The sequence below is a fragment of the Pseudoalteromonas sp. US3C1004 genome (genome assembly GCF_048401065.1).
GTDB classification, from domain to species: domain Bacteria; phylum Pseudomonadota; class Gammaproteobacteria; order Enterobacterales; family Alteromonadaceae; genus Pseudoalteromonas; species Pseudoalteromonas undina.
In genome coordinates this window covers 1,688,794-1,714,389 of sequence record NZ_CP183073.1, presented here as the reverse complement: position 1 = coordinate 1,714,389, position 25,596 = coordinate 1,688,794, and the positions used below count along the sequence as shown (strand labels likewise).

The window sequence follows — 25,596 nt, the reverse complement described above, 5'->3', positions numbered from 1 at the left end:
AGGTAGTAACACAAAAATAGCAAGAGGGTAAAAAGTATTAACTTTTACCCCCTACTACAAACTTAATCCGTTAAGGCCAGTAGCTAGACTAAACTTTCTAATGCAGCGTCAATTTTAGTAAAGTGAAAACGATAGTTATGGTCTAATGCTTTTTTAGGTACCACATACTGGCCGGTAGTAAGTAAGTCGGCCATTTCACCCATTAATATATTAAGCACCCCAGCAGGCATAGGCATAAACGCAGGGCGTGACAATGCTTTTGCGAGTGATTGGCTAAACTGCTTATTGCTTAGGGGCTCAGGAGCTGTGGCATTAACAGCTCCTGATATTTCTTTATTGCGAATTAAAAATAAAATGAGCTGAACCATGTCATCTATATGGATCCACGACATACCTTGCTCACCACTGCCAATTGGACCACCTACGCAAAGCTTAAATGCTGGTAACATTTTACCAAGCGCGCCGCCTTTTTTAGCCAATACAATACCGGTACGTAATAAGCACACTCGAGTTTCGTCAGACTCAGCCTTTAAAGCTGCTTGCTCCCAATCTTTGCACAGTTGGTGGCTAAATTCATCATGAGGCTCTGTATTGTTTTCATCAACCAGAGTGTCGCCTTGTCGACCATAATAACCAATTGCACTGCCAGATATAAAGGTATGTGGTGGGGTATGGCACTGCTTAATAGCATCACTAATCGCTTGCGTAACAATGATTCGGCTATCGCGAATGACTGTTTTTTGTTTGTCGCTCCAACGTTTATTTACAATAGGCTCACCGGCTAAGTTAATAACAACGTCAACGGTATTAAAATCAACATCTTCAAGGCTATCAACTGCATTTATCTGGTGCCCTAACAATACTTTTGCTTTGGTTGGGTTTCTGCTCAGTACAGTAACATCGTGGTGGTGCAACAAGAAAGGGCAAAGGTGCCTACCAATTAAGCCTGTGGCGCCAGTAAAAAATATATGCATTGCAACTCCAAAATTATAAATAAAGCAGGATGTTTAAAATTTATACTCTCCAGCTCAACGATTTGCAAATTTATACGTACCAATAATTTTTATGATCACCCTTAAACATTTCATTCTATTAGCTTTTGCCTTACACTAAAGCCAAATAACAGTAATAGGATAAGAGTATTGGCAAGTTTAACTGGGGTAAATAAAAGCTTAATAATTTTTGCCGCTTTGGTCATTGTGCTAGCGGGTATTAAAGCCGCTAGCGCTATTGTTATTCCGTTTATTTTGGCAGCATTTATAGCCATAATTTGTAGCCCACTTATTAACTTTTTTGCTCGTTACCGTATTCCAAAAGGCATAGCGGTAGTGCTTGTGGTGCTTATTATTATGGGCTTAGGGGTTAGCTTAGGCGGTTTAGTAGGGCAGTCGGTTAACGATTTTTCAAAACAGTTACCTGAATATAAAGCACAATTAAAAGAAGAATTTGTATGGTTGGTTGATGTGGCCTCGCAATACAATATCTTAATTAATAAAGAACAAATTTTGTCTATGTTTGACCCTGGCAAAATGGTTGATGTTGCCACCAATATGCTAACGGGTTTAGGTAGCGTAATGGCCAATATGTTTTTAATTATTTTAACGGTTGTTTTTATGCTGTTTGAAGGGCCGATACTTGGTAAAAAAATTCATTTAGCACTGGACGATCCCGACAGCAAAATCAAGCAAATTGACCGCTTTTTAGACTCTATTAACTCTTATTTAGCTATTAAAACCTTAGTGAGTTTAGCCACTGGTGTAATTGCTGGTTTTTACCTGTGGATATTAGACGTTGATTATTTTGTACTATGGGGCGTATTGGCATTTATGCTTAATTACATTCCTAACATTGGTTCAATCATTGCGGCTGTGCCTGCACTGTTACTGGCACTTATTACGCAAGGCCCATTAGTGGCAGGGCTCGTCGGCGCGGGTTATTTAACCATTAATACCGTTATGGGTAATATTGTAGAGCCAAAATACATGGGCAAAGGCCTCGGGCTTTCTACCTTAGTGGTGTTTTTATCGTTAATATTTTGGGGCTGGTTATTAGGCTCTGTAGGTATGTTGTTATCGGTGCCGTTAACCATGATTGTAAAAATAGCGCTAGAAGCCAGTGACGAAGGGCGTTGGTTAGCTACCATGCTTGGCACAGGTGAAGAAACCGTCATAAAATCAGAAGACTAATACCTTACAAAGGCGTGCCTACACAGCACGCCTTTTAATTAAAAACCTAAGCATCTATTAAATTAGCTAAGGCGCTATCTACAGCGTTTATAGCCCCCTCTAAATAGCCTGCCTCATGCTTTGCAAACTCACTCCCTACAAAATACACTTGTAACTGTTTGAGCTGCTCACTAAGCCCTGAAAAATTGAATTCTGGATGCTGCGAAACACCCATTTGGTCATCTTTGTTGGCGATAAATTCATCCTCAGCCCAATCCTTTATAATGCAGCTCGTCGCTGTATAGGCTTGCTCACCGTAAAAATAGCTGAGCTGATCAAGGCAAGCCTGAGTTAATTGTTCTCTGGTCACTTTACTGCGCTGCAAGTAAGGCACGCCAATAAAGCCAAACAAAGCAGGGTGAGAATGCCCACTTGCTGACGCATCATGAACTTCTACCAATGGGCCTACTCGGCTAAAACATTGTCCCGATAAATTTTTATCTCGCCAAAAAGCGTGCTCAAAAGTGGCAATAAACTTTGCTTGGCCAGCCATCCATGTAGGCACCGACGCTAAACGCTGTGTTAAAACATTATCGGCCCATAAATGCGGGGTTAAATGTTGACTGATCATTCTAGGCGGTAATGCCAACAGTAACTGATCGCAAGTATAGTGCTGCCTACTCCCTTGATAATTAGCGCTTATATGCCAGCCATCGGAGAGCTTTTTTACTTCGCTAACAGCGTGCTCTAATTTAACGGTTTTTGGCTCAAGCTGCTGATAAAGCGCATTGATAAGCTCGTCCATACCGTTTTGTATTCTAAATAACTGCATTTCGCCAGCCCCTGCAATTTGCTGTGCAGGAGCGGTTTGTGATGCTTGATACAGCACATCGCCTTGGTTGTATTGCTCAAACACTGGGATGTTTAAAACAGCAACTAATTGTTGAATATTAGGCTGGTGCGGAAATATCCATGTTGGGCCTAAATCGTGGCTAATGGTGTTGTTGGTCGGTAAATAATGAGACGCAATTCTACCGCCCAAACTGGCTTTAGCCTCTAATAATAAAAACGGAATATCACGTTTTTTAAGGTTGTAAGCAGCATATAAGCCCGCTAAGCCACCACCAATAATAACCACAGGTTTATGCATTTTAAATCACTTTAGCTAAATCAATCTACTGGTAGGTAGTTTGTGGTTTTTGTGCAATTTTGTCAAAACGTTTTATGGACTAAGTGAGTAAGTTCGAAATGCAGGAAAATGAGCCAAGCGTAAACAGAAAGCTAATGAACTCCGCTTTAAAATAATAAAAACTTAATGATAGTAATGTGTTAGCTAATTTGTTAAAACTACATAAAGAAAAAATTTGTGCGGCGCTGGTATAGATATGCGTGAATCGCGCAGTATATAATTGTTTACCATTAGGAAAGAAAATGTCCGAGTACAAGCTTACAAAAGGAATCATAGACCTTTCTGAGTCAAAGGTTTGGGATGCTGCGAAGCTCGAATGGTCTTTGGCTCAAATATATGAGGCAGATGAGCCTGAACGCTGTCTGTGTGGACACTTCCCAATTATTGAAATATGCATACTGCAAAATAAATATAATCATACCCAAGCTACGGTAGGAAACTGCTGTGTTAAAAAATTTATAGGATTACCTTCAGATAAAATATTCCAAGCCGTTAAGCGTGTGCGTAAGGATAATGAAAAATCACTCAATAATGAAGCTGTAGACCATGCATATAGAAACGGCTGGATTAATGAATGGGAGTACAACTTTTCAATTGATACTATGCGAAAGAGGAAGCTATCAGAGAAGCAGCTCCAAACCCGCATCAAGGTTAATGAAAAAATGCTGTTAAACATGCGTCGAGCCATCAAAATGGTTAGTATGGCAATTAAAAACCGTGGACTAGATTCGCTTACAGTCGTCTTTTATAACGTCGTTATGTGCTAATAATTGTGCTTTCTAATTAAGGGGTCATTTGTGGGCTTTTCAGAGCTAGATATAAAGATACAAGCAGCACTTATATCGGCTGTTACATCTCTGTTTATATTCGGAGTGGGTTGGATTATAAAAGTAATTTATGAAAATTATTCACTAAACTACAAATTGCAAAAAGAGTATAAGTTTGAACAAAAAAAACTCATAAAAGAAGAGATAGTTAAAACAAAAGTACCTTTGTTGAATGCTGTAGAGGATTTTAACTATAGAATGTTTAATTTTAATAAAAACATTGATAAAAATTATCATAACATAAGTGAAGAAAAATGGTTTTCTACCAATCAATATTATTTAAATAGCTTTATTTATAGGATATTAGTTTTAATACATTATTGTATTAAAACAGAAAAAGATGTCTTGTCAATGGATTCTACTGTTGCAGATAAAGACGACATAGAGTTCCTTCTTTACGTTAAAACTTTTAAAAATATCTTCTGTGAGTTTAATTTATTAACTGAACTAGGTTATAACCAAGATGATGATTCAAACCATTTCTATCGAAATGAGTTAAAGGGTTATAGCGCATGGGTTGAAGATGATGAGAAAGTAATCGAATTTGAGGCATTTGCTTGTAAGCTCAAATCGGGCTACAAGGATCTCAGTAGAGTAATTGAGTACCTCACAAAAATCGAAAATAATTCAAATGATAAAAGTTTGAATGTACTTTATTGTGCTCATTTATTGTCGATTAGTTTCTTAAATAAGTTTGGGCATTCATATCAAAAAACAGAAAAAGATAAAATGTTAGCTTTAAATGCTGACTACAAGGAAAAAATCAAAATAAAGACAGGGTTTCTTGAATTTTTAGCTGATAGTAAATTAAAAAAAGAAATTCTAAAAGAGTTTAAAGTAGCCTTAAAAATTTAGCATGTAATAGGCGTTTGAGAGTAGACAATTAATAACTGGTTAGTGTTATCGCTGTGTTCCAATATTAACCCTATCTTTATTTATTACTAGTCCAAGTCACAAATAATATAAACAAGAATAAGGGCAAAAAACTAAAATGACTCAAAATAATAAAATTAACTATATTGAAATTCCTGCACAAAATATTGTAGCTACTAAGGCTTTTTTTAGTGACGTGTTTGGCTGGTCATTTGTAGATTATGGTCCAGAATATTGTAGTTTTAACGGGCAAGGGGTTGATGGTGGTTTCTTTAAATCTGACTTGGTTGTTGCAACTAAAAACGGAAGCCCGTTAATTGTGTTATACAGTAATGACCTTGAAGCGGCTCAAAATAAAATTGGGCAAGCTGGAGGCAAAATAATTAAGCCTACATTTTCATTTCCAGGTGGTAGACGATTTCACTTTAGCGACCCAAATGGAAATGAATTTGCGGTATGGTCAGAGTAGTCACACGCAAACTATATAAATACAAAAATGCAGCCTTTAAGGCTGCACTTCCAAAACACTAACCACTAAATTAGCAAGCTTCAACACATAATGTTTAATTAGGAGCTGGTTAAAGCCCCATTTTAAGCTGCTGAATGAATTGCTCTATCATTGCTATTTCACACTCTTTATAAGTTACTACAGCTTCTGGTGAATTAGGCTGTTTTAACATATAACGCCACTGGCAACTTTTTTGAATGTACTTGTCTTTGGCGTTAAGGCTTTGCTTAAACAATGATAAAATGTAGGTGTTACCAGTTTCACTTTCTAATTCGGCCAGTTCAAAGGTACGCTTTTGGATCCAGCTATCTTGTTGCTGTTGCACTTTATTTAATTTGGCGTCTAAACATTGTGTGTAATCTTTAATTTGCTCGGGTAGGGCATTGTTTTGCAATGTACACTCTTGCACTGCAGCCATACTTTGCTGCGCCCATAAAAATAAAAGGCTTAAGCTAAAACAAAAGATGTAGTTACTTTTTTTCATGGTAATTAAACTCGAGAATAAATTTTGCACCGCCTAAACGTTGCGACTGAGATATAGTTAACAGCCCGTGATACGACTTAACCAAGTCAGATACAATAGCCATACCAACACCGTGGCCGCTTTCGTAGGTATCTAGGCGCGTACCGCGTTGTAACAATGATTCGCGTTTATCTGGCTTAATGCCCGGGCCGTCATCACAAATACTTATACTGAGCGTTTTAGCTTGTGAAACGTTAATACTGACTTGGGAGCGACAGGCTTTACAGGCATTATCTATTAAGTTGCCTAATAACTCCATTAAATCGGTTTTATCACCTAAAAAGTAATCTTTATCGTTCACTTGGCAGTTAAATATAATGTCTTTATCGCGGTATACTTTACTCATTGCACTTAAAATAGAATCGATAACCGGCTTGATGGGGGTTTGTTTTTTCCATGTATCGGAAGCACCTGTGGCGGCACGTTTTAATTGGTGCTCGATCATCACATTAATTCTGTCGAGTTGTTCTTGTGCATCTGCATCGTTAGCTAATGGGCTTGATTTTAAAACAGCTAACGGCGTTTTAAGTGCATGGGCTAAATCGCTAAGAGAGGCGCGGTATCGTTCTTTTTGACGTTGCTGCGACTCTAACAGTAAATTTAGGTCGGCTTTAATCGTTTGCAGTTCAACGGGGTATAAGCCTTTAATTTCTTGAATATCGCCTGATTCAATGGCTTTTATTTCTTTATCTAAACGCTGCAGTGGCCTTGCACTCCAAATAAAACCAATGGCCATTAACCCTGCAATGGCAATTCCCATTATAAACATCCAATCAACTAGGGTCTGTTTAAAGCCATCCATTAAGCGCAGTAGGGCATCGTTACGTTTTAATAAAATAAAGCGTGCTTGCTCTGATTGGTCAATATTATTAAGTATTACCGTTAAACTTAATTGCCAATAAGCAGTGTTGTTATACACCACACGTCTAAAGTCGGCAGCGCCTGCTTTGGGCTCTATATATTGGGGAACAAAGTTAACGTTAACCGCCGACTCAGAATGCCAAATAGGCACGTCGTCACGGTATATCATGGCGTAGGTGTCTGAGTTTAAATTGTTGAGTTCGGGGGTTAATATAGAGCTGGGCATAATAATGCCGCGCTCGGTAAAATCAACTTCGGAAATAAGTGAATACAGGTGTGCTTCGAGGTTTTTTTCGGTGGCATCAACAAGTGACTCATAATACGCTTTACCTATGGAGTAAAACAAAATGGGTAGGGCGACTAACAAAACAAAGACAAGGATAAATCCTTGCCTTATTTTTAACGAAACTTGCGGTCCTACCACTGGCTTTTAAGCCTGTAACCACGCCCACGCAGTGTTTCTACTGGGTTAAGCACGCCATCTGGGTCGAGTTTTTTACGTAAACGTAGTACAAACACTTCAATGACGTTCGAATCAAGGTCGAAATCTTGGTCGTAAATATGCTCTGTAAGCTCAGACTTAGAAATTACTTTTTGTGGATTAACCATTAAGTATTCGAGTACTTTGTACTCATACGCAGTTAAGCTCAGCTCTTTATCGTTTACCCATACTTGTTGTGAACGCGTATGAATTTTAATAGGGCCTGCTGTCATTTCTGGATTTGCTTTACCTGCACTGCGACGAATAAGCGCATTACAGCGAGCAATCAGTTCTTCAACATGAAATGGTTTAGTTAGGTAGTCGTCAGCACCGGCATCTAAGCCTTCTACTTTGTCTTGCCAGCGATCGCGCGCGGTTAAGATCAAAATAGGAATAGTCACCCCTTGGGCGCGTGCTTTGTTTATTAGTTCAATACCATCTATTTTAGGTAGGCCTAAATCAACTACAGCCATATCTAAAGGGTATTCAGTGATGTGAAAAAGGCCAGCTTCACCGTCGTGACATAAATCAACACTGTAACGCTCTTTTTCTAATGCATTGCGCAGATTGTCTGCCAAATGTAAATCATCTTCTATTACTAAAATTCGCATTGGTTAATCCTTTTTCACTTCGCCAGTTTTTTTGTTTATTTTCAAATCGACGACGTGGCCGTCAGCTTTTAAAATTCGTACAGTAAAAAAAAGTGTTTCTTCAGAAATCTTTAACGTTGTACCGTCTGTAGTTTGTTTTGCAAGTATTACTGCTTTTTTTTTGCTTACCTCAACTTTATCGGTTTTGCTTTTGGTATTGTTTGCGTGGGCAAAATTAGCCAAGCACACTACCGCGATTAAATTGAGTATTAATAATACACGCATTACGGAACTCCTAGAACAGACCTGCTTAGCTTAAAAACTAAGCCACTAAAACTTAAATACCTTGCGGTGTATTTAAGTTTTTATTAAGCAAAGTTTAATTAAAAATGAGTGAACAAACCCTGAATTGCTGGTTGCAGTTAAACAGGGTGGTCATAGTTTAATTAAGCAGGGAACACTTTTTTAAATGGTTTAACAATAGAGTTTTCATATACGCCACCGGCAACATAAGGATCATCTGCCGCCCACTCTCTGGCGTCTTCTAAAGAATTAAATTGAGCAATCACTAAAGAACCCGTAAAGCCTGCATCTTGAGGGTCTTCACTATCAATGGCTGGAAGTGGACCTGCGGTTAATAGTCTGCCTTCGTCTTCTAGCGTTTGTAAGCGCGCTAAATGAGCTGGGCGAGCCGCTTTACGGTGCTCTAAACTATTTTGGACGTCTGTTGAATAAATCATATACAACATATAAATACTCTCAAAACTTGTTAAATTTAATTAACTGCATACTAGCATAGCGTTGATAAATGGTGAATTAAAAGTGTTTATGGCGATGTTTACAGCAAGAATGTTTTTTTACACGGTAATTGCTTGAAAAGCGTTGCGTAACACTGGTAGAGTCCCTTGGATAAGATAAATAATAACAAGGTTATTACATGAGTGAAAATAGAGAGCACTTTAGCTCCCGCTTAGGATTTATATTGGCAGCGGCAGGCTCTGCTGTGGGTATTGGTAACTTAGTAGGCTTTCCAGTTTCTGCGACTAAGAATGGCGGTGGTGCATTTTTGCTCGTCTATGCTTTGTTTGTCGCATTCATTTGTTTACCTGTAATGATGGCCGAAATGGCCATGGGTCGTCATGCACAAAAAGACCCGCTAGGTGCATACAAAAAATTAGCTAATAACGACAAAAAATGGAAATTTGCTGGCTTTTTAGCGGTATTAACGCCATTTATGATTGCTGTTTTTTATATGGTGATCACGGTGTGGATTTTTGGTTACTTGAGCCAAACCGCGCTGGGTAATTTAGATATGCTGGCAAACCCTGGACACTTTGGTGAGTTTATAAATAGCTATACCGTGTTTGGTTATATGGCGCTGGTAGTAGTTATTGTTAACCTAATTTTGGTCGGTGGCGTAAAAGACGGCATAGAAAAAGCAGCTAAATTTTTAATGCCAGCTTTATTTGTCATGCTTATTATATTGGTGGGTTACGTACTCACTCTTGATAACGCCATGGCCGGTGTTAAGTACTACATTATTCCTGATTTTAGTAAAATGAATGCCAGCGTGCTGAATGGCGCATTGAGCCAAGCGTTTTTCTCATTGTCGTTAGGTATGGGTATTTTAATTACCTATGCATCTTATATCTCGAAAAAAGATGACATTGTAGGCAGTGCTAAAATGGTCGCTATTACCGACTCACTGGTTGCGTTTGTAGCAGGCTTAATGGTGTTACCGGCTATTTTTAGCTTTGACCCAAATACCGATCCGGCTAAGTTATCTGACTCGTCAGTTTCAATGATTTTTGTCTACCTTCCAAAAATTTTATTAGCGTTACAAAATGATATTGGCTATTTTGGCGCATCAGCCGTGGCATTTATTTTCTTCTTATTGGTATTTTTTGCTGCTATCACATCACTGGTATCTATTGTTGAAGTACCAACAGCAACACTAAGCGATCGTAAAGGCATTAGCCGTAAAAAAGCGCTGGGCATACTCACTTTATCAACCGGTATATTAACTATTTTGTGTATTATGTCGTTTGGTATGATTGACAGCCTAACTACTTTTACTAGCTACGGTAGTGGTAATAAGAGCTTTTTTGATGTTGTTTATGACGTATTTTACGACACAATATTGCCTTTAAATGGTTTAATGGTGTGTTTGTTTGTAATGTATAAGTGGAAAAAAGTTCGCTTAAGCGAAGAGCTAAGACAAGGCTCTCCTAATTATGCAAATAGCTTTATGGAAAAGTACGTTAACTTTTCACTGCAAACCTTTATTCCAGCGATATTATTAATCATTTTTGTAAATACCGTTGCAACGAAGTTTTTTGATATCAGTATTTTTGGTTTTTAATTTAAACTAAATCTAAATAAGCCGCGCCTGTCGCGGCTTTTTTATTGCTGTTTGTTAATTCAGTGCGCCAGAGTCTAAATAGTCACCCATCCCTAGGGTAAACATCCATATTCCCCATAAGCTGTGCTCAAGAACACAGGCAAAGGTTGAGCGGCTTTGTGCGTAGGTATATGCAAATAGTAATCCGCCTATAAATGCTAAACTTACTGCAACCCAATTAGCGTAAACAATATGTGCCAGTGCAAATACACTCGCACTTATAATAATGCGTAGCCATTTACTGGGCATAATGCGCTTATAACGATGAAAAAAGTAGGTTCTAAATATTAATTCTTGCGGGATCACCGACAATAAAGGGTAGAGCATTAATAGCATTAGCCAGTCGGTGAGATTTTCACGAGGTAAAGTAAACCAGTGTCCTTGGTAAAGTAAGTTGTAAAATACCCCCGAAAATAACGCGCCAATAAAGAAAAAGCTAAACATGCGGCGCTTCACAGCAGAAAACTGCCCCAAGCTAGTTAATCTAAAACGTTTAAAGTGGCTGTCGTTTAATAACAACATACAGCACACACTCATGAGGATGATCAGTGCTGGAATAAGCCAGTTAGATAAATATTGGCGAATATTAAAGCCAATTAAAGGCAGAATGATAAAAATAAAGGTAAATTCAAACCAGCGGTATTGATTAGCGTTCACGTTTGCTCACGGTGATTTTTATTTCACCTTAGCAAACGATTAAGTCATCTTTATGACTATAAAACAGTCAAGCTGATTATATTTAAACCCAATGAGTCTTACTAAGGCACTTGGCTTCCGGTTAAGGTTGACTTACCCCCTTGCAACCCTTAGCCTGCCTGCTTTTATTTTTACATCATTGTATTGCCACGTTAATAGGTTTAAGCCTAGGCGTGTATTTAGGAGCAAAAAATGAATAAAGCAGAATTGGTTTCAGCTATTGCGGATGCGAGTGAATTAACAAAAAAAGACGCACAAGCTGCGTTAACCAGCTTACAAAAAGTGATTACAAAGTCGCTGTCTGAAGGCGATCAGGTACAAATTTCAGGCTTTGGTACTTTTGCACTTAGTTACTACCCAGCGCGTACTGGTCGTAATCCACAAACTGGTGAAGCGATTGAAATACAAGGGGCTAATAAAGCCGTATTTAAACCAGCAAAAGCGTTAAAAGAGCGCCTTTAATTTAAAACTTTAGTGCCTGTTAAGTTCGCTTCTTCCCCAAAAGCCACTATTTAGCTTACAGGCTCTTTGCTTTATTACTTTTGCCTGTAGTATCTGCAATCAGTGTAAATAATTTACATTACTTGTATATTACCTTTTATAAAATCTTATTATATTCAGCGTGTTATGTTTGGTATGTGATATGCAAATACGGTTATGTATTGAATAAAATAAGGAGTATTTAATGAGTAACTTACATAACAGTAATCGTTTAAAAGGTAAAAAAATTGCCATTTTAGCCACCGATGGGTTTGAGCAAAGCGAGTTACTCTCGCCACAGGCTGCATTACTTGAGGCGGGCGCCGATATAGATGTTGTTTCTATTAAAGAAGGGCAGATCACCGCATGGGATGAAGACAAGTGGGGTGAAAAAGTTGCTGTTGATAAATTAGCAGCCAATGCAAATGCCGGTGATTACGATGCGCTTTTACTGCCTGGTGGCTTGTTTAATCCCGATAGCTTACGCCAAGACTCGGATGCTAAGGCATTTGTAGATGGTTTTTTTGGAGCAAAGAAAAACAAACCCGTTGCCGCTATTTGCCATGCGCCGTGGTTACTCGCAGAGATTAACAAGCTCAGAGACAAAAAGGTTACTTCATATCCCAGTATTAAAAGTGATTTAATTAATGCCGGTGCTAACTGGGTCGACCAAGAGGTGTGTGTTGATCAAGGCTTAGTGACTAGTCGCAGCCCTGCAGATTTAGACGCGTTTAATGCTAAGTTTATAGAAGAGATTCTTGAGGGTAAGCATCAAGCCCATTAAGTTTGCAGTTTAAATAAAAAAGGGCATGTTACATGCCCTTTTTTAGTGATTAAAAACGCCGTTGATTAAAGCGCTGTTGCGGCTTTCATCTCGGTTACAAATGTTTTTAATTGTGTAGTCATTGCATTTAAATCATTTAGGTTTGCTTCAATGATTTTTACTACTGCAGAACCTGAAATAGCACCCGCAGCACCGGCTTTAAGCGCGGCTTTTACATCATCAGGTGTTGAAATACCAAAGCCTAATAACGCAGGCGCACTGTGGTACTCTTGTAAGCGCGAAACCACGTGTGTTGCAGGCATTTGTGCTTTAGTATCGGTGCCTGTTACCCCTGCACGAGACAGTAAGTAAGTGTAACCGCGACCGTACGATGCGCACTCACGCAACGTATCGTCACTGGCGTTCGGCGTAGCGATAAATATCGGGTCAATACCGTTTGCCATGGCGGCTTTTCTAAACATTTTAGACTCGTGTAATGGCACATCAGCCACTAAAATAGAGTCAACGCCTACTGCTTTTGCATCAGTGTAAAACTTTTCTAAGCCACGTTTAAATATTAAGTTTGAATACAGTAATAAACCAATTGGGATATCGGCATTGTACTGGCGTATTTCTTTAATAATATCAAAACAATCTTGTGTATTAATGTGCTCATCTAAAGCACGAATATTGGCCTTTTGAATAACAGGGCCGTCGGCAATCGGATCTGAAAACGGAATACCTAGCTCTAGTCCATCTGCGCCGCCATCGATTAAGCTTTTAATAATTTCAATGCTTTGCGCTTTACCCGGATCGCCAATAGTAACAAATGGTACAAACGCGCCTTGGTTTTGCTCTTTTAGTGCAGCAAACATTTGTCCGTAACGGTCAGTTTTTACTTGGCTCATAATTGACCTTCCTCTGATAATACCTTGTGTACGTGGGCTAAATCTTTATCGCCACGGCCACTTAAATTAACCACTAAAATGCTTTCTTCTTGCAACTCTTCCGCATATTTAAGTGCATATGCAATGGCATGACTTGATTCTAGTGCCGGAATAATACCTTCGTGTTTTGCCAGTGCTTGAAACGCATCAAGAGCTTCGGTATCGCTAATGCCTACATATTGAGCTCGACCAGTTTCGTGTAAAAATGCATGCTGTGGCCCTACAGCAGGGTAATCCAATCCCGCCGATACAGAGTAAGACTCTTCAATTTGGCCATCGTCATTTTGCATAATGTAGGTATAAGTGCCGTGTAAAATACCTTTAGTGCCTTTGCAGATTGTTGCGCCGTGCTCGTGGGTATCAAGGCCTTTACCTGCTGGTTCTACACCAATTAATTTAACACCCGGCTCGTCAATAAAATCAGTAAACATACCAATGGCATTGGAGCCACCACCTACACAAGCTAAAACCGCATCTGGTAGTCGACCTTCCGCTTTAAGAATTTGCTGTTTAGCTTCCTCGCCAATAATTTTTTGATACTCACGTACAATTGTTGGAAAAGGATGAGGGCCCGCGGCTGTACCTAGCAAGTAATGTGCCTCTTGATAGTTTGCTGACCAATCACGCAGAGCTTCGTTAACCGCATCTTTTAATGTGCCCGAACCTGCGGTAACTGGAATAACTTCAGCGCCCATAAGTTTCATTCTAAATACATTAGGCTGTTGGCGTTCAACGTCTTTTGCACCCATGTAAATACGACATTTTAAGCCAAGTAATGCACACGCAAGTGCAGTGGCTACACCATGTTGGCCGGCACCGGTTTCTGCTATAACTTCTTTTTTGCCCATGCGTTTAGTCAGTAATGCTTGACCCAACACCTGATTAGTTTTGTGTGCACCACCGTGGAGTAAATCTTCACGCTTTAAGTAAAGTTTAACTTTAGGGTTTTTAACTAAGTTGCGAGTTAACGTAAGTGGCGTAGGGCGACCTGCATACTCGTTTAAAAGCTGTGTAAATTCAGCTTGAAACTCAGGATCTTTTTGTGCTTTGTTAAATTCGCTTTCTAACTGCTTTAGCGCAGGTACGAGTAACTCGGGAACAAACATTCCGCCAAACTCGCCAAAATAAGCTGGATTTTGCATTTTAACCTCAATAGTTTCTGATGCTTGAAAAAGCATGATTTAATTTTTTTGCGCACTTTTTACCAGGAGACTGCTCTACACCTGAATTTAAATCAAGTCCTAAAGCTCCGTGATAGAGGGCATCGCTAATATTGTCTGGGTTTAAGCCGCCAGCAAGCATAAATGGGGTGGTCGCATCACGCAGTACCGACCAATCAAATGTTTTACCTGTGCCACCCGCGTGTGAATCACTGTGGGTATCGTATAAATGGCGATCTGCGCCTGCTACGGGTTGTGGTAAAACATCTTTTATTGCCTGTGCTTTCCAAATTTGGCAATTACGTGGTAATTCACTACGTAATGACGCAATGTATTGTTCATCTTCTTGGCCATGTAATTGAACGGCTGATAATTTAAGTTGTTTAGCGTGTTCAGCCACATCAGGTATAGCAGCGTTAACAAATACGCCAACAAATTTTAAAGGCGCACTTTGACTGATTTCTTTAGCGCAATCTAAATCAACAAAGCGGGGTGATTTAGGGTAAAAAATCAACCCGCCATACACAGCGCCATTGCTATAGGCTGCAATAGCATCTTGATTGCGGGTTAAGCCGCACACTTTGTTTTCGCCTAATATAACGCGACGACATGCTTGTATTAGATCAGCTTCAGCCATTAATGAGCTGCCAATTAAAAAGCCATTACATAAAGGGGCTAAGCGTTTTACATCTTGATGGGTGTAAATACCTGACTCAGATATAACCACTTTATTTTCAGGAATAAGTTTACGTAGTCGTTCTGTGGTGGCTAAGTCGGTGCTTAAATCACGCAAATCTCGATTATTAATCCCAATTATTTGTGCATTTAGTGCCAGCGCACGGTGAACTTCTGCTTCGTTACTTACCTCAGTTAATACTGACATATTTAACGAGTCGGCCACTTCATGCAGTGTTTTATATTGCTGATCGTCAAGCACAGATAGCATAAGTAAAATAGCGTCGCCGCCATAAAGACGTGCCATATAAACTTGGTACTCATCAATAAAAAAGTCTTTACAAATAAGCGGCTGTTCTACTTGGCTACGTACAAATTCAAGGTAATCAAAACTGCCTTGAAAGTACTTTTCGTCAGTTAACACACTCATACAAGTGGCATATTGCTTATACGCTTGGGTGATTTCTGTTAAATCAAAAGGCTGACGAATCAACCCCTTAGAGGGCGACGCTTTTTTGCATTCTAAAATAAACTGAGTACCAGGTGCTGCCAGTGCTTTGTAAAAACTACGCTCAGTCGGTTTGGCTTGGTGTTTAAAGCTCTCTAGTGGGCGTGCAGCCTTACGCTCGATTAGTTCTATTTTTTTATCGGCAATAATTTTGTCTAATACATTAGCCATGACTTACCTCAATAATTGCATTTAATGTGTCCATGGCCTTGCCTGAACGTAATAAAGAGTGTGTTATTTGCGCACCTTGTTTTAACGACTCTGCTTGGCCGGTTAAGTACAGCAATGCGGCCACATTAACAACAATTGCGGCGTTGTGTGCCTCAGTGCCTTTACCTTGTAAAATAGCAAGACTGGCGTTTGCATTGTATTGTGGGCCTTCACCGGCTAATTGTTCAAGTGAATAGTTTGCAAGGTCAAAATCACTTGGACTGAGTGTGTACTGAGTAATTTTACCATTATTAAGCTCTACAACCTGTGTTGGGCCATGTAAGGCAATTTCGTCAGTACCAGAGCCGTGCACTATCATAGCGCGTTTAGTGCCTAGAGTATTAAGCGTTTGTGCCATTGGCATACATAAAGACTCATCGTACACGCCGAGTAGTTGCACCTCAGGAGCTGCTGGATTCGCCAGTGGCCCAAGAATATTAAAAATGGTTCGGGTTTTTAAACTGGTACGCACGTTCATCGCATGGCGCACCCCGCTGTGGTAGTGCGGTGCAAATAAAAAGGTAAAATTTGTGCTCTCTAAACAACGGGCAGCGACCTCTGGGGTCATATCGATATTGATCCCCAGTGCTTTGAGCAAGTCAGCAGACCCAGAATTACTCGACACGCTTCGATTGCCATGTTTTACCATATTAATACCAGCCGCTGCCGCTACAATCGCGGCGGTGGTACTAATATTTATAGTGTTTGAACCATCGCCACCGGTGCCACAGCTATCAGCAAGTAGCGTTTTATTAGTGATAAAGGGAACTGCGTTTTCACGCATTGAAGCGGCTGCACCGGCAATCTCATCGCTTACTTCACCTTTCATTTTAAGGCCAATAAGCAGCGCAGAGAGTTCAATATCGTTCATATTGCCTTGCATAATTTGGTCAAATAGTGCTTTTGCTTGCGTGTAACAAAGTGACTGCTTTGCAATAATATGCTCAATAGCATGTTGAACATTAAGCGGGCTGTGTAATTGATTAGTCATAATGTTCCTTTTATTTGGCACGTGTTAAATAAGCAACGCTTTGCTGTAGTAGCATTGCGCCATTGGGCGTTAAAATTGACTCTGGGTGGAATTGATAGCCCAGTACATTGTCTTGATGATGATAAATAGCCATTGGTATATCTTGGTATTTAGCAATAACGGCTAAGTTATCAGGTACTTTTGTTGCCATTAAAGAGTGATAACGTGCTACTGGCATGGTGCTTCCCATACCGTAAAATACAGGGTGATCATTTAAATTTATAATTGATGACTTACCATGTACGGTTTCACCAGCGTGACCGATTACTCCGCCATAGCTTTGTGTTAGCGCTTGTTGGCCTAAACAAATACCTAGCATTGGAAATTGGCCCTTACACAGGTTAATTAACTCCATAAGGCAGCCTGCATCGCTAGGCGCACCAGGGCCTGGTGATAATACCAGCAATACTTGTCCACGCTCTGCCTGCATTTTTTCGAATATGATCTCTGCGCTAATGTTGTTTCGGTAAACTACTAACTCAGCACCTAGCATTGTTAGCTCATCAACAAGGTTGTAGCTAAATGAGTCAAAGTTATCTAAAAAGTAAATTTTAATAGGGTGTGCTTCACTCATTTTATACTGCCTTATACGTCGATTTAATCGCGGTGATCACCGCTTGGGCTTTAGCGCGCGTTTCGTTTGCCTCTGACATTGGATCTGAATCAAATACAACCCCAGCACCGGCTTGCACATACGCAATATTATTTTTAACAAAGGCGGCACGTATAACAATACAGCTGTCCATGGCACCGTCACCGGTTAAATAGCCAACTGCGCCACCATAGCTACCGCGACGTTTGCCTTCAGTTTTGCGTACTAATTCTGCCGCACGGACTTTGGGGGCACCCACTAAGGTACCCATGTTCATACAAGCTTGATAAGCATGCAGAGCATCTAATTCGGGTTTTAATTTTCCTACTACACGTGATACTAAATGCATTACTTGTGAATAGCGGTCTACTTTTAATAGCTCTTTGGCATGGCGAGTACCAGGAACGCTAATACGAGCAACGTCGTTACGTGCTAAATCAACCAGCATTAAGTGCTCGGCACGTTCTTTTTGATCGTTTCTGAGCTCAAGTTCAATACGGCTATCTAAATCGGGATTAATTTGTCCATTTGCAAACTTACCCCGTGGACGTGTACCTGCAATCGGATAAACCTCAACTTGTTGAGACTTAACCTCATACTTAAGCGCAGACTCTGGAGAAGCGCCAAATAATGAGAAATCTTCATCACGCATGTAAAACATGTACGGGCTTGGATTTTGCTTTTTAAGTTGGCTATAAGCATGTAATGAGTCAGGGCACGGCAATGAGAAAGTACGAGAGGGCACCACTTGAAAAATATCGCCATCAACTATATGTTGCTTAAGTTTTATCACTTGTTGGCAATATTGCTCATCACTAATATCAACATTTACAGGGCAGTCACCTGCTTGGCTTGGGGCACTAAAGTCTGCGGCGTGGTCGCATAATGTATTCAGGCGCTCTAATTGTTTGCCCACTTCAAAACAGTTTGCGTGAACATCTGGGCCATTAAACACATTACCAATTAACTCGGTTGTTTGTTTTTGGTGATCAATAACAACCAGTGTTTCGGCTAAATAAAATACGTAGTCTGGGCAGGTATTTTCACCGTCAGGTACATCGGATAGTTGTTCAAAGTTAGCCACCATGTCGTAGGCAAATACACCGCCTAAAAACACTGAGAACGGATTGTCAGTGGTGCTTCTAATACTATTTAAACAAGTGCGTAGTGCACTAAAAGCGTTATCGGCAATCAGTTTGCTAGCTTGGTCAATGGTGTCATCGACTGGGTGATACTCAAGTGTGAGTGTGGTATCGGTTAACTGTGAAGCGCAGTTTTGTACATTAGCCTGCAAATAGTTAAGTAGTTGTTGGCCGTTGTTTGATTGTGCACTGATGCTCACTTGGTTGCCTTGGCAAACAATACGCAATGCACAATCAACCAGTATTAAGCTTTTTACGCTATCTTTTGAATCTATTTCTGCAGATTCAAGCAATAGTGAGTTAGGTTTATCAAGTGCCGCATACAAGGCAAGTGGGCTACTTATGTAGTCTCGTACTTGCGTTATGCTTGTCACTTCACCTGGTGTTGTTGTTATATGACTAAAAATCAAACCTCATCCCCTAAAAAAATAAAACCCCGCAATGCTAAGCAGTGCGGGGTTTGAATAACGATGTCTAAATTATAGATAGACCATTACCGTCCCGCTATGCCAGGCGCCACCACCAATGATGTGTAAGAGTGTTTACGTTATTCATGTTTTTAATTCCTGTTAATCTTGTATTGCAAAATTTAGTGATAAAAAAACCCGCATGGTAGCGGGTTAGAATTTTTTGTTTAGACACGACAATTCATCACCCTTTGTTTTAAGAGTGCCACCACCAGATGATGTTTTGAATTGTATTTTTCATTGTTATTTATTCTTTAATGTCTAAAAGTGGCTACAGTAAAACGTATCAACTGCTTTTGTGTCAAGTGTTTATTTAAAACAATTTCGTTAAAAAACTTGTTATACTGTGTGAAACACCCTTAAACCATTAATTAAAGTAGTTTTCATTTGATAAAATACGACTTACATAGCCATACAACACACTCAGACGGACATTTAACCGTTGAGGAACTATTAGCGCGAGCAGTCGATAAAAACATTGATGTATTTGCCATTACCGATCACGATACTGTGGCCGCAATTGAGCCTGCGCAGGCTTTTATCAAACGTGAAAACTTGCCGCTTAAACTGATTAATGGGGTTGAAATATCAACCAAATGGGAGAGTTTTGAAATACATATTGTTGGGCTTAACATTGATACCAATGATCGCACTTTGCATACATTACTTAGCGAGCAACAGCAAAAGCGCGAAACCCGTGCAATTGAAATAGGCCACCGATTAACTAAAAATGGCTTTGAGGGTATTTATCAACAAGCCCGCGATCTGGCTGAAAATGCGCAAATTACTCGCGCTCACTTTGCCAGAGCTTTAATTGAGCGAGGTGTGGCTAAAAACTTTCCTGGGGTATTTAAAAAGTACTTAGGGCGAGGAAAAACCGGTTACGTACCGAGTAACTGGTGTGATATGCAAACGGCAATTTCAGCGATTCATTCCGCCGGTGGGGTGGCTGTTTTGGCGCACCCAAGTAGCTACAAAATGTCGAATAAGTGGTTGCGTAAACTACTCGTAGAGTTTAAATCAGTGGGCGGTGATGCAATGGAAGTTGCCCAACCGCAACAGGCCCCGAGTGAGCGTCAGTTTTTAGGCTTGTTGAGTCAAGAATACGACCTGCTTTGCTCTCAAGGCTCTGATTTTCATTTTCCGACTAGTTATTTAGAACTTGGAAAAAATTTATACTTACCTAAAGATTGCCAAGGGGTTTGGCAAACATGGGAAAAGCACGAAGGAGTTGCATTATGAGTCAATTATTTCATATACATCCGGATAACCCACAGCCTAGACTAATTTCTCAAGCTGTTGATATTATTAAACAGGGCGGCGTAGTTGTGTACCCAACAGATTCGGGATATGCGATTGGCTGTAATTTAGGTAACAAACAAGCAAAAGAGCGCATAGAGCGTATTCGTGGTATTGAAAAACACCATAATTTTACTTTAGTGTGCCGCGATTTATCTGAGCTTTCTACTTATGCTCGGGTAGATAACCAAATGTTTAGGCTGATCAAAAATAATACCCCAGGGCCTTATACGTTTATTTTTAAAGGCACAAAAGAAGTACCTAAACGCTTATTAAACGATAAGAAAAAAACCATAGGCATTCGTGTTATTGAACACCCAATTGCTTGTGCGTTACTTGCGGAATTGGGTGAGCCATTAATGTCATGCTCACTTATTTTACCGGGTGATGAATACACGCAAGCGGACCCCGATGACATTTTGGATCGTCTAGATAAGCATGTCGATTTAATTATTCATGGCGGATACCTCACAGAGCAAGCAACCACGGTAATTGATTTATCAGAGGACGATATTCAAATTTTACGTGTAGGCTGCGGCGATACGGCTCCATTTGAATAGCAATGAAACAGCCTGACACGGTTTCGTTAATACCTACAGATATGCCAGTGCAGCAAAAGCTGCCACTGGCATTTTTGCATGGGAAAGCCGTTGTTGAAAAGCCTGAAGATTTATATATTCCGCCTGATGCGCTTGAAGTTATTTTAGAAACCTTTGAAGGTCCGTTAGATCTGTTGCTTTATTTAATTAAAAAGCACAAGTTAGATGTTCTCGAATTATCTATATTTAGCATTACTGAGCAGTATGTAAAATATGTAGAAATGATGAGTGAGTTTCAGTTAGAACTCGCAGGCGAATATCTCGTAATGGCAGCATTGCTGGCGCAGATTAAGTCGCGGTTGTTACTGCCAGTGCATGAGGAATTAGAAGAAGAGGAAGATCCCCGCGCCGAACTTATAAAACGTCTACAAGAGTACGAACAATTTAAAAAAGCGGCCGAAAATATCGATTCTTTGCCCCGCGTTGGTCGCGATATATTTATCGCCAATGCAACTTTCCCAGAGTTAGAAGAAAAAAACCAACCCTTACCTGAACTGGCAATCAAAGATCTATTGTTAGCGCTAAGCGACGTAATGGCGCGTGCTAAAACATTTGAGCATCATTTAATTAGTGCAGAAACCCTGTCAACTCGTGAACGTATGAGTTTAATTTTACACACACTATCCCAAGCAAAAGCACCTGTTGCGTTTACCCAACTGTTTACCTTTGAAGAGGGCCGCAGTGGAGTAGTTGTTAGTTTTATTGCCATGTTAGAACTAATCAAAGAGGGCTTAATTGCTTGCTTACAAGTTGAGTCTGATAGCCAAATATATGTATCTCTTAATGAGCCTACCGAAAGTTAACCTCCCATAAAGTTTTTTGCAATTATACTAAATTAATAGACTTTACTGTGCGTATACGCACGATAAGTGTTTGCATATGCTATTTTAATCGCCACTCATCCATTATATCGTAGTGTTATTACTAGATTAGAGATTGGCGATAAGCAATGTTTAAAAACTCAAAAACCGGTTATGGCCTGATGGCTATATTTTTACACTGGTTAATGGCGTTGACTGTCTTTGGTTTGTTTGGTTTAGGCTTATACATGGTTGAGCTAACTTACTATGATAGCTGGTATAAAGGCTCATTAGATTTGCATAAAAGCATAGGGCTGAGTTTAGCGGCTGTATTTGTTTTTAGACTGTTATGGCGTCGATTTAATGTAAAACCTAGCCCTATTGGGACCAACACTCAATTAAATCAGCTGGCCCAAACCGCACATATTTTAATGTATCTGTTTTTAGTGATTATTATGGTGTCTGGGTATCTAATCTCTACTGCTGATGGGCGACCAATCGAAGTGTTTGGCTTGTTTTATGTCAAAGCCATCGACTTTACCTTTGATTCTCAGGCAGATATAGCAGGGCAGATCCATTATTACAGCGCATGCTTACTGATTGGGTTTGTGGTGCTGCATATTTTAGGTGCGTTAAAACACCACTTTATAGATAAAGATAAAACATTAATTAGAATGATCAAATTACAAAAGGAAGCTTAAAATGAAAAAGTTACTATTAACTTCAGCGTTATCAGCAGCGATGTTTATGACAGCTACCGATGCTAGTGCTGCAGACTATGTTATTGATACCAAAGGAGCACATGCCTTTGTTAATTTTAAAATTAAACATTTAGGTTACAGCTGGTTGCACGGGCGTTTTAACACCTTTGATGGGCAGTTTAACTACGACGCTAAAAACCCAAACGCATCTCAAATTAGTGTAAATATCGACACAGCAAGCCTAGATTCAAACCATGCTGAACGAGATAAACACTTACGCGGTGGCGACTTTTTAAATGTAAGCAAATACCCACAGGCTAGCTTTAAAAGTACAGCAATTAAGTTTGATCAAGACGGTGAAGAAGCCACAGTAACCGGTGAGTTTACCCTTCATGGTATTACTAAAACAATTAGTTTTGAAATTGATAAGATTGGTGAAGGTAAAGATCCATGGGGTGGTTACCGTGTTGGTTTTGAAGGTGAAACCAGCTTAAAACTAGCTGATTACGGTATTGATTACGATTTAGGCCCAGCGTCAACGCACGTTGATATTGGTTTATTTATTGAAGGTATTCGTCAATAATACCGTTTTATAGTTAAAGCTAAGCGTTATCACGCTTAGCTTTTTTATTGTAAATGCGCTTCTAATTTTGATTTTAAGTGACTTGGTAACCACCGAGTTAATACTTGTTTATAGTCTTCAGTTTGCTTAATTAGTTTGAGTTGCTGATTGAGTGTGGCAATATCTTCTGCGCCTTGCTCGTTTTTAGTACAGCCAATGTAACCGTAACTAATTTTTGGTGCCTCAGTCAGCATGCGCTGCGTTAAATTGTCACTAAACCCCATCGTTTTTGCTAAATAATAATGCTCACTGGGGTAGCCTAATAAAATATCAATTCGCTCTAAGTTAAGCATATAGGTTAATGTACTGAGGGTATCGCGAGTAGGTCTAATGACAATATTTGTATTAGGTGTGGTATTAATTACTTTATCAATTTCACTGCCGTATGAGCGATTCATCGATACACCCAAGGTGAGCTTTTTATTTACTAATAAATTAGTTAACGACACTGATTTACTGCTTTCAATACCTAGCGCAATGCTCAGCTTTTGATGCATGGCAATAGAGGGAGAAAGACCAGCTGTAGAGCTTTGATGCGTGAAATAAACACGTTCTTCTCGATATTTGTTTTTATAAAGTGATAATGCGCATGCATTTGATTGCAGATTAGCGAGTTCCTGAATAACTTTACCAGAGGGAATAATGATACGTTCAAAGTTAATATGCGGAAGTTGTTGCTCTAACAGCGAAATAATACTTTCATCACGGCCCTGAGATTTATCCGGACCGCTTAAAATATAATAGGGCGCAAAGTCATGCGTTATCCATTTTATTGTTCTGGCATCACACTTTGTGCTTAAAAATACACAGACGAACAGTATTAACCACGAAAACCGCATTTTCACTACAACAAATAAATAAACATGGATTTAAGTGTAGTCAATAATACACCAAAAAGTAAAATGCCAGCATAAAGCTGGCATTTTAATTTATTTATAAGTTAAACACTTATAAATAATAATTAACTGGCTTTCAGCCATTTTACAAATTGACGTGCATCACTTGCTTTTTGAAACAATGCATTTTTCAAACCTTGTGTATCGCTGAAGATTACACGATGTTTGTTAACCGAAATTGATTGCACTGGATGTGCTATTTGGATCATAGATCCGTTATATTTGTATGACATAATAAAACTCACTTTATTTTTGTTATTTATTCTGGGCTTTTTCTTAAAGCACATTACAGATGATAAATAATCTAATTGTGTTTAGCTTCATTACAGTGTTGACGATCTTTATGACACTTTTACGATGATATTAAAAATAAATCATCAAGGTATTAATAGGGGTTCTCGCCGTACAATAACTTAGCTTTTGAATATACGTTTTGCGGGGCTTACTGGATCAGGGTAAAGAGGTTAACCGCTAGGGCTTTTTATAGCCAAGCAGCAATATTACGTCACAATATTTTACTTTGCAAGCAATTTATTAAAATACTTTGAATTGAGTGGAATTCATATGTAGCCATAAATATTAATTCGTAAAGGACAACAGACCCAAATATATCTGACTATACTCAGTTTTTAACTGAGGGGGTCAAATGAACTCACTATCTGCGCCATATCAACATTTTTTATCTAATCCAATAGCAAAGCCGCCTTGTCGTATGCACAATGCAAATATGTATGGGTTTTTTGCTGAAATAGAATCTAATAAAGCACAAAAGTATATTGATTCAACGTTAAACATAGGGGAGGAGGGTAATATTTATTTTAAAATACTTGGCGAGTTTGCACTTATTACATTTACAGATATTGAAAAAATAGCCTCGATGACCCCGCCATTCGATCAGCATGGTTGGATGCAAGAAACAGATATTATCATTTGGTTGCCTGTCGCTAAGGTTGAGGATGAAGATATAACCTACTTATATTGGTATCCAGCGTTTATCTGTGTTAACAACATTTATGCACTTATTAATGGTCGCGAAACATGGGGCTATAATAAGTATTTGTGTGACTACACCATGCCAAGCTGTGTATCGGAGCTATCGAATTTTTCAATATCTTTAGAATGCTTTGAACATTTCTCCCCTGAATCAAAGCTACAAATGCATGAGCTATTTTCAATTACTATAAATTCTAAACACCAAGATAGCGATTTCTTATCTATTATTGATAACTTTGGCGATCAAGTAGCAAATTTGTTTTCTCGCAAACATTTAGATATTGATTTTTCATTATTAAAGCAGTTATTGAGTGGCTTTGTTAATCCACAAATGGATCAAATTTTGTTAAAACAATTTCCTGATGGCAGTGGCGATTCAGCGGTATACCAGAGCGTAATGCACTCACCTTCAATGATTAAAAAAATACATAGCTTTAAATTTTTGAAACCTGAGTTTACTTTGCATCTTAATAATTTAGATAGTTTTCCACTTGCCGATATGTTTGGTCTAAAGTTAGGTAGTCAAGCGCTGCACTTACCTTTTTATGTGCAAATGGATTTCGACCAGTTAGCCGCAACTAAAATTTAAATTGCTTAG

The 25,596-nt window shown here is 39.3% G+C and carries 29 protein-coding genes; 13 read left to right on the top strand and 16 right to left on the bottom strand.

The window, feature by feature from the left end:
* Window positions 1-83: 83 nt before the first annotated feature.
* Complete coding sequence (locus tag ACNSN3_RS07985; RefSeq protein WP_054201055.1) at window positions 84-974, bottom strand: TIGR01777 family oxidoreductase; 891 nt, start codon at window positions 972-974, stop codon at window positions 84-86.
* 168 nt (window positions 975-1,142) lie between these two features.
* Here ACNSN3_RS07985 and ACNSN3_RS07980 point away from each other — a divergent pair, with 168 nt between their 5' ends.
* Window positions 1,143-2,186, top strand: coding sequence for an AI-2E family transporter (locus ACNSN3_RS07980; RefSeq protein ID WP_010390257.1), 1,044 nt, complete (start codon window positions 1,143-1,145; stop codon window positions 2,184-2,186).
* Between the two features lie 46 nt (window positions 2,187-2,232).
* Here the strand turns inward: ACNSN3_RS07980 and ACNSN3_RS07975 are convergent, their stop codons facing one another.
* Window positions 2,233-3,315 carry a flavin monoamine oxidase family protein gene (locus ACNSN3_RS07975; RefSeq protein ID WP_418606938.1) on the bottom strand — a complete coding sequence of 361 codons (1,083 nt, stop codon included), beginning with the start codon at window positions 3,313-3,315 and terminating at the stop codon, window positions 2,233-2,235.
* Between the two features lie 281 nt (window positions 3,316-3,596).
* Between ACNSN3_RS07975 and ACNSN3_RS07970 the strand changes: the two genes are divergently transcribed.
* The 3 genes from ACNSN3_RS07970 to ACNSN3_RS07960 all read left to right on the top strand — a co-directional run bounded on the left by ACNSN3_RS07970 (window position 3,597) and on the right by ACNSN3_RS07960 (window position 5,523).
* Complete coding sequence (locus ACNSN3_RS07970) at window positions 3,597-4,121, top strand: hypothetical protein (RefSeq protein ID WP_418606937.1); 525 nt, start codon at window positions 3,597-3,599, stop codon at window positions 4,119-4,121.
* A 30-nt stretch (window positions 4,122-4,151) separates the two neighbouring features.
* Entirely contained in the window at window positions 4,152-5,036 is an 885-nt protein-coding gene (locus ACNSN3_RS07965) for a hypothetical protein (protein WP_418606935.1), read from the top strand.
* A 136-nt stretch (window positions 5,037-5,172) separates the two neighbouring features.
* Window positions 5,173-5,523 (top strand): VOC family protein, encoded by a 351-nt coding sequence (locus ACNSN3_RS07960; RefSeq protein WP_418606932.1) that lies wholly within the window; start codon window positions 5,173-5,175, stop codon window positions 5,521-5,523.
* Window positions 5,524-5,632: 109 nt separating this feature from the next.
* On the opposite strand, the gene ACNSN3_RS07955 is transcribed toward ACNSN3_RS07960, so the two are convergent.
* From ACNSN3_RS07955 to ACNSN3_RS07935, 5 genes are all read right to left on the bottom strand, one after another.
* Window positions 5,633-5,980 carry a hypothetical protein gene (locus tag ACNSN3_RS07955; protein WP_241773555.1) on the bottom strand — a complete coding sequence of 116 codons (348 nt, stop codon included), beginning with the start codon at window positions 5,978-5,980 and terminating at the stop codon, window positions 5,633-5,635.
* Between the two features lie 52 nt (window positions 5,981-6,032).
* Entirely contained in the window at window positions 6,033-7,370 is a 1,338-nt protein-coding gene (locus ACNSN3_RS07950; RefSeq protein ID WP_138596174.1) for an ATP-binding protein, read from the bottom strand.
* On the bottom strand, window positions 7,364-8,038 hold the full coding sequence (locus ACNSN3_RS07945; RefSeq protein WP_010390247.1) for a response regulator transcription factor: 675 nt from the start codon (window positions 8,036-8,038) through the stop codon (window positions 7,364-7,366). The genes ACNSN3_RS07950 and ACNSN3_RS07945 overlap by 7 nt, the downstream gene beginning before the upstream one ends.
* Before the next feature lie 3 nt (window positions 8,039-8,041).
* The gene (locus tag ACNSN3_RS07940) at window positions 8,042-8,302 is read right to left on the bottom strand and encodes a PepSY domain-containing protein (protein ID WP_010390245.1); all 261 of its coding nucleotides are present in this window, start codon (window positions 8,300-8,302) and stop codon (window positions 8,042-8,044) included.
* 161 nt (window positions 8,303-8,463) lie between these two features.
* Window positions 8,464-8,766: a YciI family protein gene (locus ACNSN3_RS07935; protein WP_054201050.1), complete on the bottom strand. Its 303-nt coding sequence runs from the start codon at window positions 8,764-8,766 to the stop codon at window positions 8,464-8,466.
* Between the two features lie 188 nt (window positions 8,767-8,954).
* Between ACNSN3_RS07935 and ACNSN3_RS07930 the strand changes: the two genes are divergently transcribed.
* The gene (locus ACNSN3_RS07930) at window positions 8,955-10,379 is read left to right on the top strand and encodes a sodium-dependent transporter (RefSeq protein WP_010390240.1); all 1,425 of its coding nucleotides are present in this window, start codon (window positions 8,955-8,957) and stop codon (window positions 10,377-10,379) included.
* A 54-nt stretch (window positions 10,380-10,433) separates the two neighbouring features.
* Here ACNSN3_RS07930 and ACNSN3_RS07925 read toward each other — a convergent pair whose 3' ends face one another.
* A complete protein-coding gene (locus tag ACNSN3_RS07925) occupies window positions 10,434-11,075 on the bottom strand; it encodes a CPBP family intramembrane glutamic endopeptidase (protein ID WP_138605975.1) in 642 nt (213 codons plus the stop codon).
* Window positions 11,076-11,306: 231 nt separating this feature from the next.
* Here ACNSN3_RS07925 and ACNSN3_RS07920 point away from each other — a divergent pair, with 231 nt between their 5' ends.
* A complete protein-coding gene (locus ACNSN3_RS07920; protein ID WP_054201048.1) occupies window positions 11,307-11,576 on the top strand; it encodes an HU family DNA-binding protein in 270 nt (89 codons plus the stop codon).
* 223 nt (window positions 11,577-11,799) lie between these two features.
* On the top strand, window positions 11,800-12,378 hold the full coding sequence (locus ACNSN3_RS07915) for a type 1 glutamine amidotransferase domain-containing protein (RefSeq protein ID WP_054201047.1): 579 nt from the start codon (window positions 11,800-11,802) through the stop codon (window positions 12,376-12,378).
* A gap of 65 nt (window positions 12,379-12,443) precedes the next feature.
* Here ACNSN3_RS07915 and trpA read toward each other — a convergent pair whose 3' ends face one another.
* From trpA to ACNSN3_RS07885, 6 genes are read right to left on the bottom strand one after another with little or no spacing between them, the layout of a single operon-like run.
* Window positions 12,444-13,265, bottom strand: coding sequence for a tryptophan synthase subunit alpha (trpA, locus tag ACNSN3_RS07910; protein WP_010390235.1), 822 nt, complete (start codon window positions 13,263-13,265; stop codon window positions 12,444-12,446).
* The gene (gene trpB, locus ACNSN3_RS07905) at window positions 13,262-14,446 is read right to left on the bottom strand and encodes a tryptophan synthase subunit beta (protein WP_075169446.1); all 1,185 of its coding nucleotides are present in this window, start codon (window positions 14,444-14,446) and stop codon (window positions 13,262-13,264) included. Before trpB ends, trpA begins: the two co-directional genes overlap by 4 nt.
* A gap of 7 nt (window positions 14,447-14,453) precedes the next feature.
* Window positions 14,454-15,818 carry a bifunctional indole-3-glycerol-phosphate synthase TrpC/phosphoribosylanthranilate isomerase TrpF gene (gene trpCF, locus ACNSN3_RS07900; protein WP_418606928.1) on the bottom strand — a complete coding sequence of 455 codons (1,365 nt, stop codon included), beginning with the start codon at window positions 15,816-15,818 and terminating at the stop codon, window positions 14,454-14,456.
* Window positions 15,811-16,848, bottom strand: a complete 1,038-nt coding sequence (trpD, locus tag ACNSN3_RS07895) for an anthranilate phosphoribosyltransferase (protein ID WP_418606927.1) — start codon at window positions 16,846-16,848, stop codon at window positions 15,811-15,813. The genes trpCF and trpD overlap by 8 nt, the downstream gene beginning before the upstream one ends.
* 10 nt (window positions 16,849-16,858) lie before the next feature.
* Complete coding sequence (locus ACNSN3_RS07890; protein ID WP_055012578.1) at window positions 16,859-17,461, bottom strand: aminodeoxychorismate/anthranilate synthase component II; 603 nt, start codon at window positions 17,459-17,461, stop codon at window positions 16,859-16,861.
* 1 nt (window position 17,462) lies between these two features.
* Window positions 17,463-19,031, bottom strand: coding sequence for an anthranilate synthase component 1 (locus ACNSN3_RS07885; RefSeq protein ID WP_418606926.1), 1,569 nt, complete (start codon window positions 19,029-19,031; stop codon window positions 17,463-17,465).
* A gap of 444 nt (window positions 19,032-19,475) precedes the next feature.
* Here ACNSN3_RS07885 and rnm point away from each other — a divergent pair, with 444 nt between their 5' ends.
* From rnm to ACNSN3_RS07860, 5 genes are all read left to right on the top strand, one after another.
* Window positions 19,476-20,330 (top strand): RNase RNM, encoded by an 855-nt coding sequence (gene rnm, locus ACNSN3_RS07880; protein ID WP_178956166.1) that lies wholly within the window; start codon window positions 19,476-19,478, stop codon window positions 20,328-20,330.
* Entirely contained in the window at window positions 20,327-20,947 is a 621-nt protein-coding gene (locus ACNSN3_RS07875; RefSeq protein ID WP_010390225.1) for an L-threonylcarbamoyladenylate synthase, read from the top strand. The genes rnm and ACNSN3_RS07875 overlap by 4 nt, the downstream gene beginning before the upstream one ends.
* Before the next feature lie 2 nt (window positions 20,948-20,949).
* Window positions 20,950-21,789, top strand: coding sequence for a segregation and condensation protein A (locus tag ACNSN3_RS07870; RefSeq protein WP_418606925.1), 840 nt, complete (start codon window positions 20,950-20,952; stop codon window positions 21,787-21,789).
* Window positions 21,790-21,935: 146 nt separating this feature from the next.
* Entirely contained in the window at window positions 21,936-22,487 is a 552-nt protein-coding gene (locus ACNSN3_RS07865) for a cytochrome b (RefSeq protein WP_010390221.1), read from the top strand.
* 1 nt (window position 22,488) lies between these two features.
* Complete coding sequence (locus tag ACNSN3_RS07860; protein WP_055012575.1) at window positions 22,489-23,070, top strand: YceI family protein; 582 nt, start codon at window positions 22,489-22,491, stop codon at window positions 23,068-23,070.
* Between the two features lie 44 nt (window positions 23,071-23,114).
* On the opposite strand, the gene ACNSN3_RS07855 is transcribed toward ACNSN3_RS07860, so the two are convergent.
* Both ACNSN3_RS07855 and ACNSN3_RS07850 read right to left on the bottom strand, forming a co-directional pair.
* Window positions 23,115-23,948 carry a transporter substrate-binding domain-containing protein gene (locus tag ACNSN3_RS07855; protein WP_054201039.1) on the bottom strand — a complete coding sequence of 278 codons (834 nt, stop codon included), beginning with the start codon at window positions 23,946-23,948 and terminating at the stop codon, window positions 23,115-23,117.
* A gap of 122 nt (window positions 23,949-24,070) precedes the next feature.
* Window positions 24,071-24,238, bottom strand: a complete 168-nt coding sequence (locus tag ACNSN3_RS07850) for a hypothetical protein (RefSeq protein ID WP_007375427.1) — start codon at window positions 24,236-24,238, stop codon at window positions 24,071-24,073.
* A 413-nt stretch (window positions 24,239-24,651) separates the two neighbouring features.
* Here ACNSN3_RS07850 and ACNSN3_RS07845 point away from each other — a divergent pair, with 413 nt between their 5' ends.
* Window positions 24,652-25,587, top strand: coding sequence for an acetoacetate decarboxylase family protein (locus ACNSN3_RS07845; protein ID WP_418606922.1), 936 nt, complete (start codon window positions 24,652-24,654; stop codon window positions 25,585-25,587).
* Window positions 25,588-25,596 lie beyond the last annotated feature (9 nt).

Excerpts from the sequence above, each read along its gene's own strand:
- ACNSN3_RS07985 (WP_054201055.1), bottom strand. The coding sequence starts at position 974 with ATGCATATATTTTTTACTGGCGCCACAGGCTTAATTGGTAGGCACCTT.
- ACNSN3_RS07975 (WP_418606938.1), bottom strand. The coding sequence starts at position 3,315 with ATGCATAAACCTGTGGTTATTATTGGTGGTGGCTTAGCGGGCTTATAT.
- ACNSN3_RS07970 (WP_418606937.1), top strand. The coding sequence starts at position 3,597 with ATGTCCGAGTACAAGCTTACAAAAGGAATCATAGACCTTTCTGAGTCA.
- ACNSN3_RS07960 (WP_418606932.1), top strand. The coding sequence starts at position 5,173 with ATGACTCAAAATAATAAAATTAACTATATTGAAATTCCTGCACAAAAT.
- ACNSN3_RS07955 (WP_241773555.1), bottom strand. The coding sequence starts at position 5,980 with ATGGCTGCAGTGCAAGAGTGTACATTGCAAAACAATGCCCTACCCGAG.
- ACNSN3_RS07945 (WP_010390247.1), bottom strand. The coding sequence starts at position 8,038 with ATGCGAATTTTAGTAATAGAAGATGATTTACATTTGGCAGACAATCTG.
- ACNSN3_RS07940 (WP_010390245.1), bottom strand. The coding sequence starts at position 8,302 with ATGCGTGTATTATTAATACTCAATTTAATCGCGGTAGTGTGCTTGGCT.
- ACNSN3_RS07935 (WP_054201050.1), bottom strand. The coding sequence starts at position 8,766 with ATGTTGTATATGATTTATTCAACAGACGTCCAAAATAGTTTAGAGCAC.
- ACNSN3_RS07930 (WP_010390240.1), top strand. The coding sequence starts at position 8,955 with ATGAGTGAAAATAGAGAGCACTTTAGCTCCCGCTTAGGATTTATATTG.
- ACNSN3_RS07920 (WP_054201048.1), top strand. The coding sequence starts at position 11,307 with ATGAATAAAGCAGAATTGGTTTCAGCTATTGCGGATGCGAGTGAATTA.
- ACNSN3_RS07915 (WP_054201047.1), top strand. The coding sequence starts at position 11,800 with ATGAGTAACTTACATAACAGTAATCGTTTAAAAGGTAAAAAAATTGCC.
- trpA (WP_010390235.1), bottom strand. The coding sequence starts at position 13,265 with ATGAGCCAAGTAAAAACTGACCGTTACGGACAAATGTTTGCTGCACTA.
- trpB (WP_075169446.1), bottom strand. The coding sequence starts at position 14,446 with ATGCAAAATCCAGCTTATTTTGGCGAGTTTGGCGGAATGTTTGTTCCC.
- trpCF (WP_418606928.1), bottom strand. The coding sequence starts at position 15,818 with ATGGCTAATGTATTAGACAAAATTATTGCCGATAAAAAAATAGAACTA.
- trpD (WP_418606927.1), bottom strand. The coding sequence starts at position 16,848 with ATGACTAATCAATTACACAGCCCGCTTAATGTTCAACATGCTATTGAG.
- ACNSN3_RS07890 (WP_055012578.1), bottom strand. The coding sequence starts at position 17,461 with ATGAGTGAAGCACACCCTATTAAAATTTACTTTTTAGATAACTTTGAC.
- ACNSN3_RS07875 (WP_010390225.1), top strand. The coding sequence starts at position 20,327 with ATGAGTCAATTATTTCATATACATCCGGATAACCCACAGCCTAGACTA.
- ACNSN3_RS07870 (WP_418606925.1), top strand. The coding sequence starts at position 20,950 with ATGAAACAGCCTGACACGGTTTCGTTAATACCTACAGATATGCCAGTG.
- ACNSN3_RS07865 (WP_010390221.1), top strand. The coding sequence starts at position 21,936 with ATGTTTAAAAACTCAAAAACCGGTTATGGCCTGATGGCTATATTTTTA.
- ACNSN3_RS07860 (WP_055012575.1), top strand. The coding sequence starts at position 22,489 with ATGAAAAAGTTACTATTAACTTCAGCGTTATCAGCAGCGATGTTTATG.
- ACNSN3_RS07855 (WP_054201039.1), bottom strand. The coding sequence starts at position 23,948 with ATGCGGTTTTCGTGGTTAATACTGTTCGTCTGTGTATTTTTAAGCACA.
- ACNSN3_RS07850 (WP_007375427.1), bottom strand. The coding sequence starts at position 24,238 with ATGTCATACAAATATAACGGATCTATGATCCAAATAGCACATCCAGTG.
- ACNSN3_RS07845 (WP_418606922.1), top strand. The coding sequence starts at position 24,652 with ATGAACTCACTATCTGCGCCATATCAACATTTTTTATCTAATCCAATA.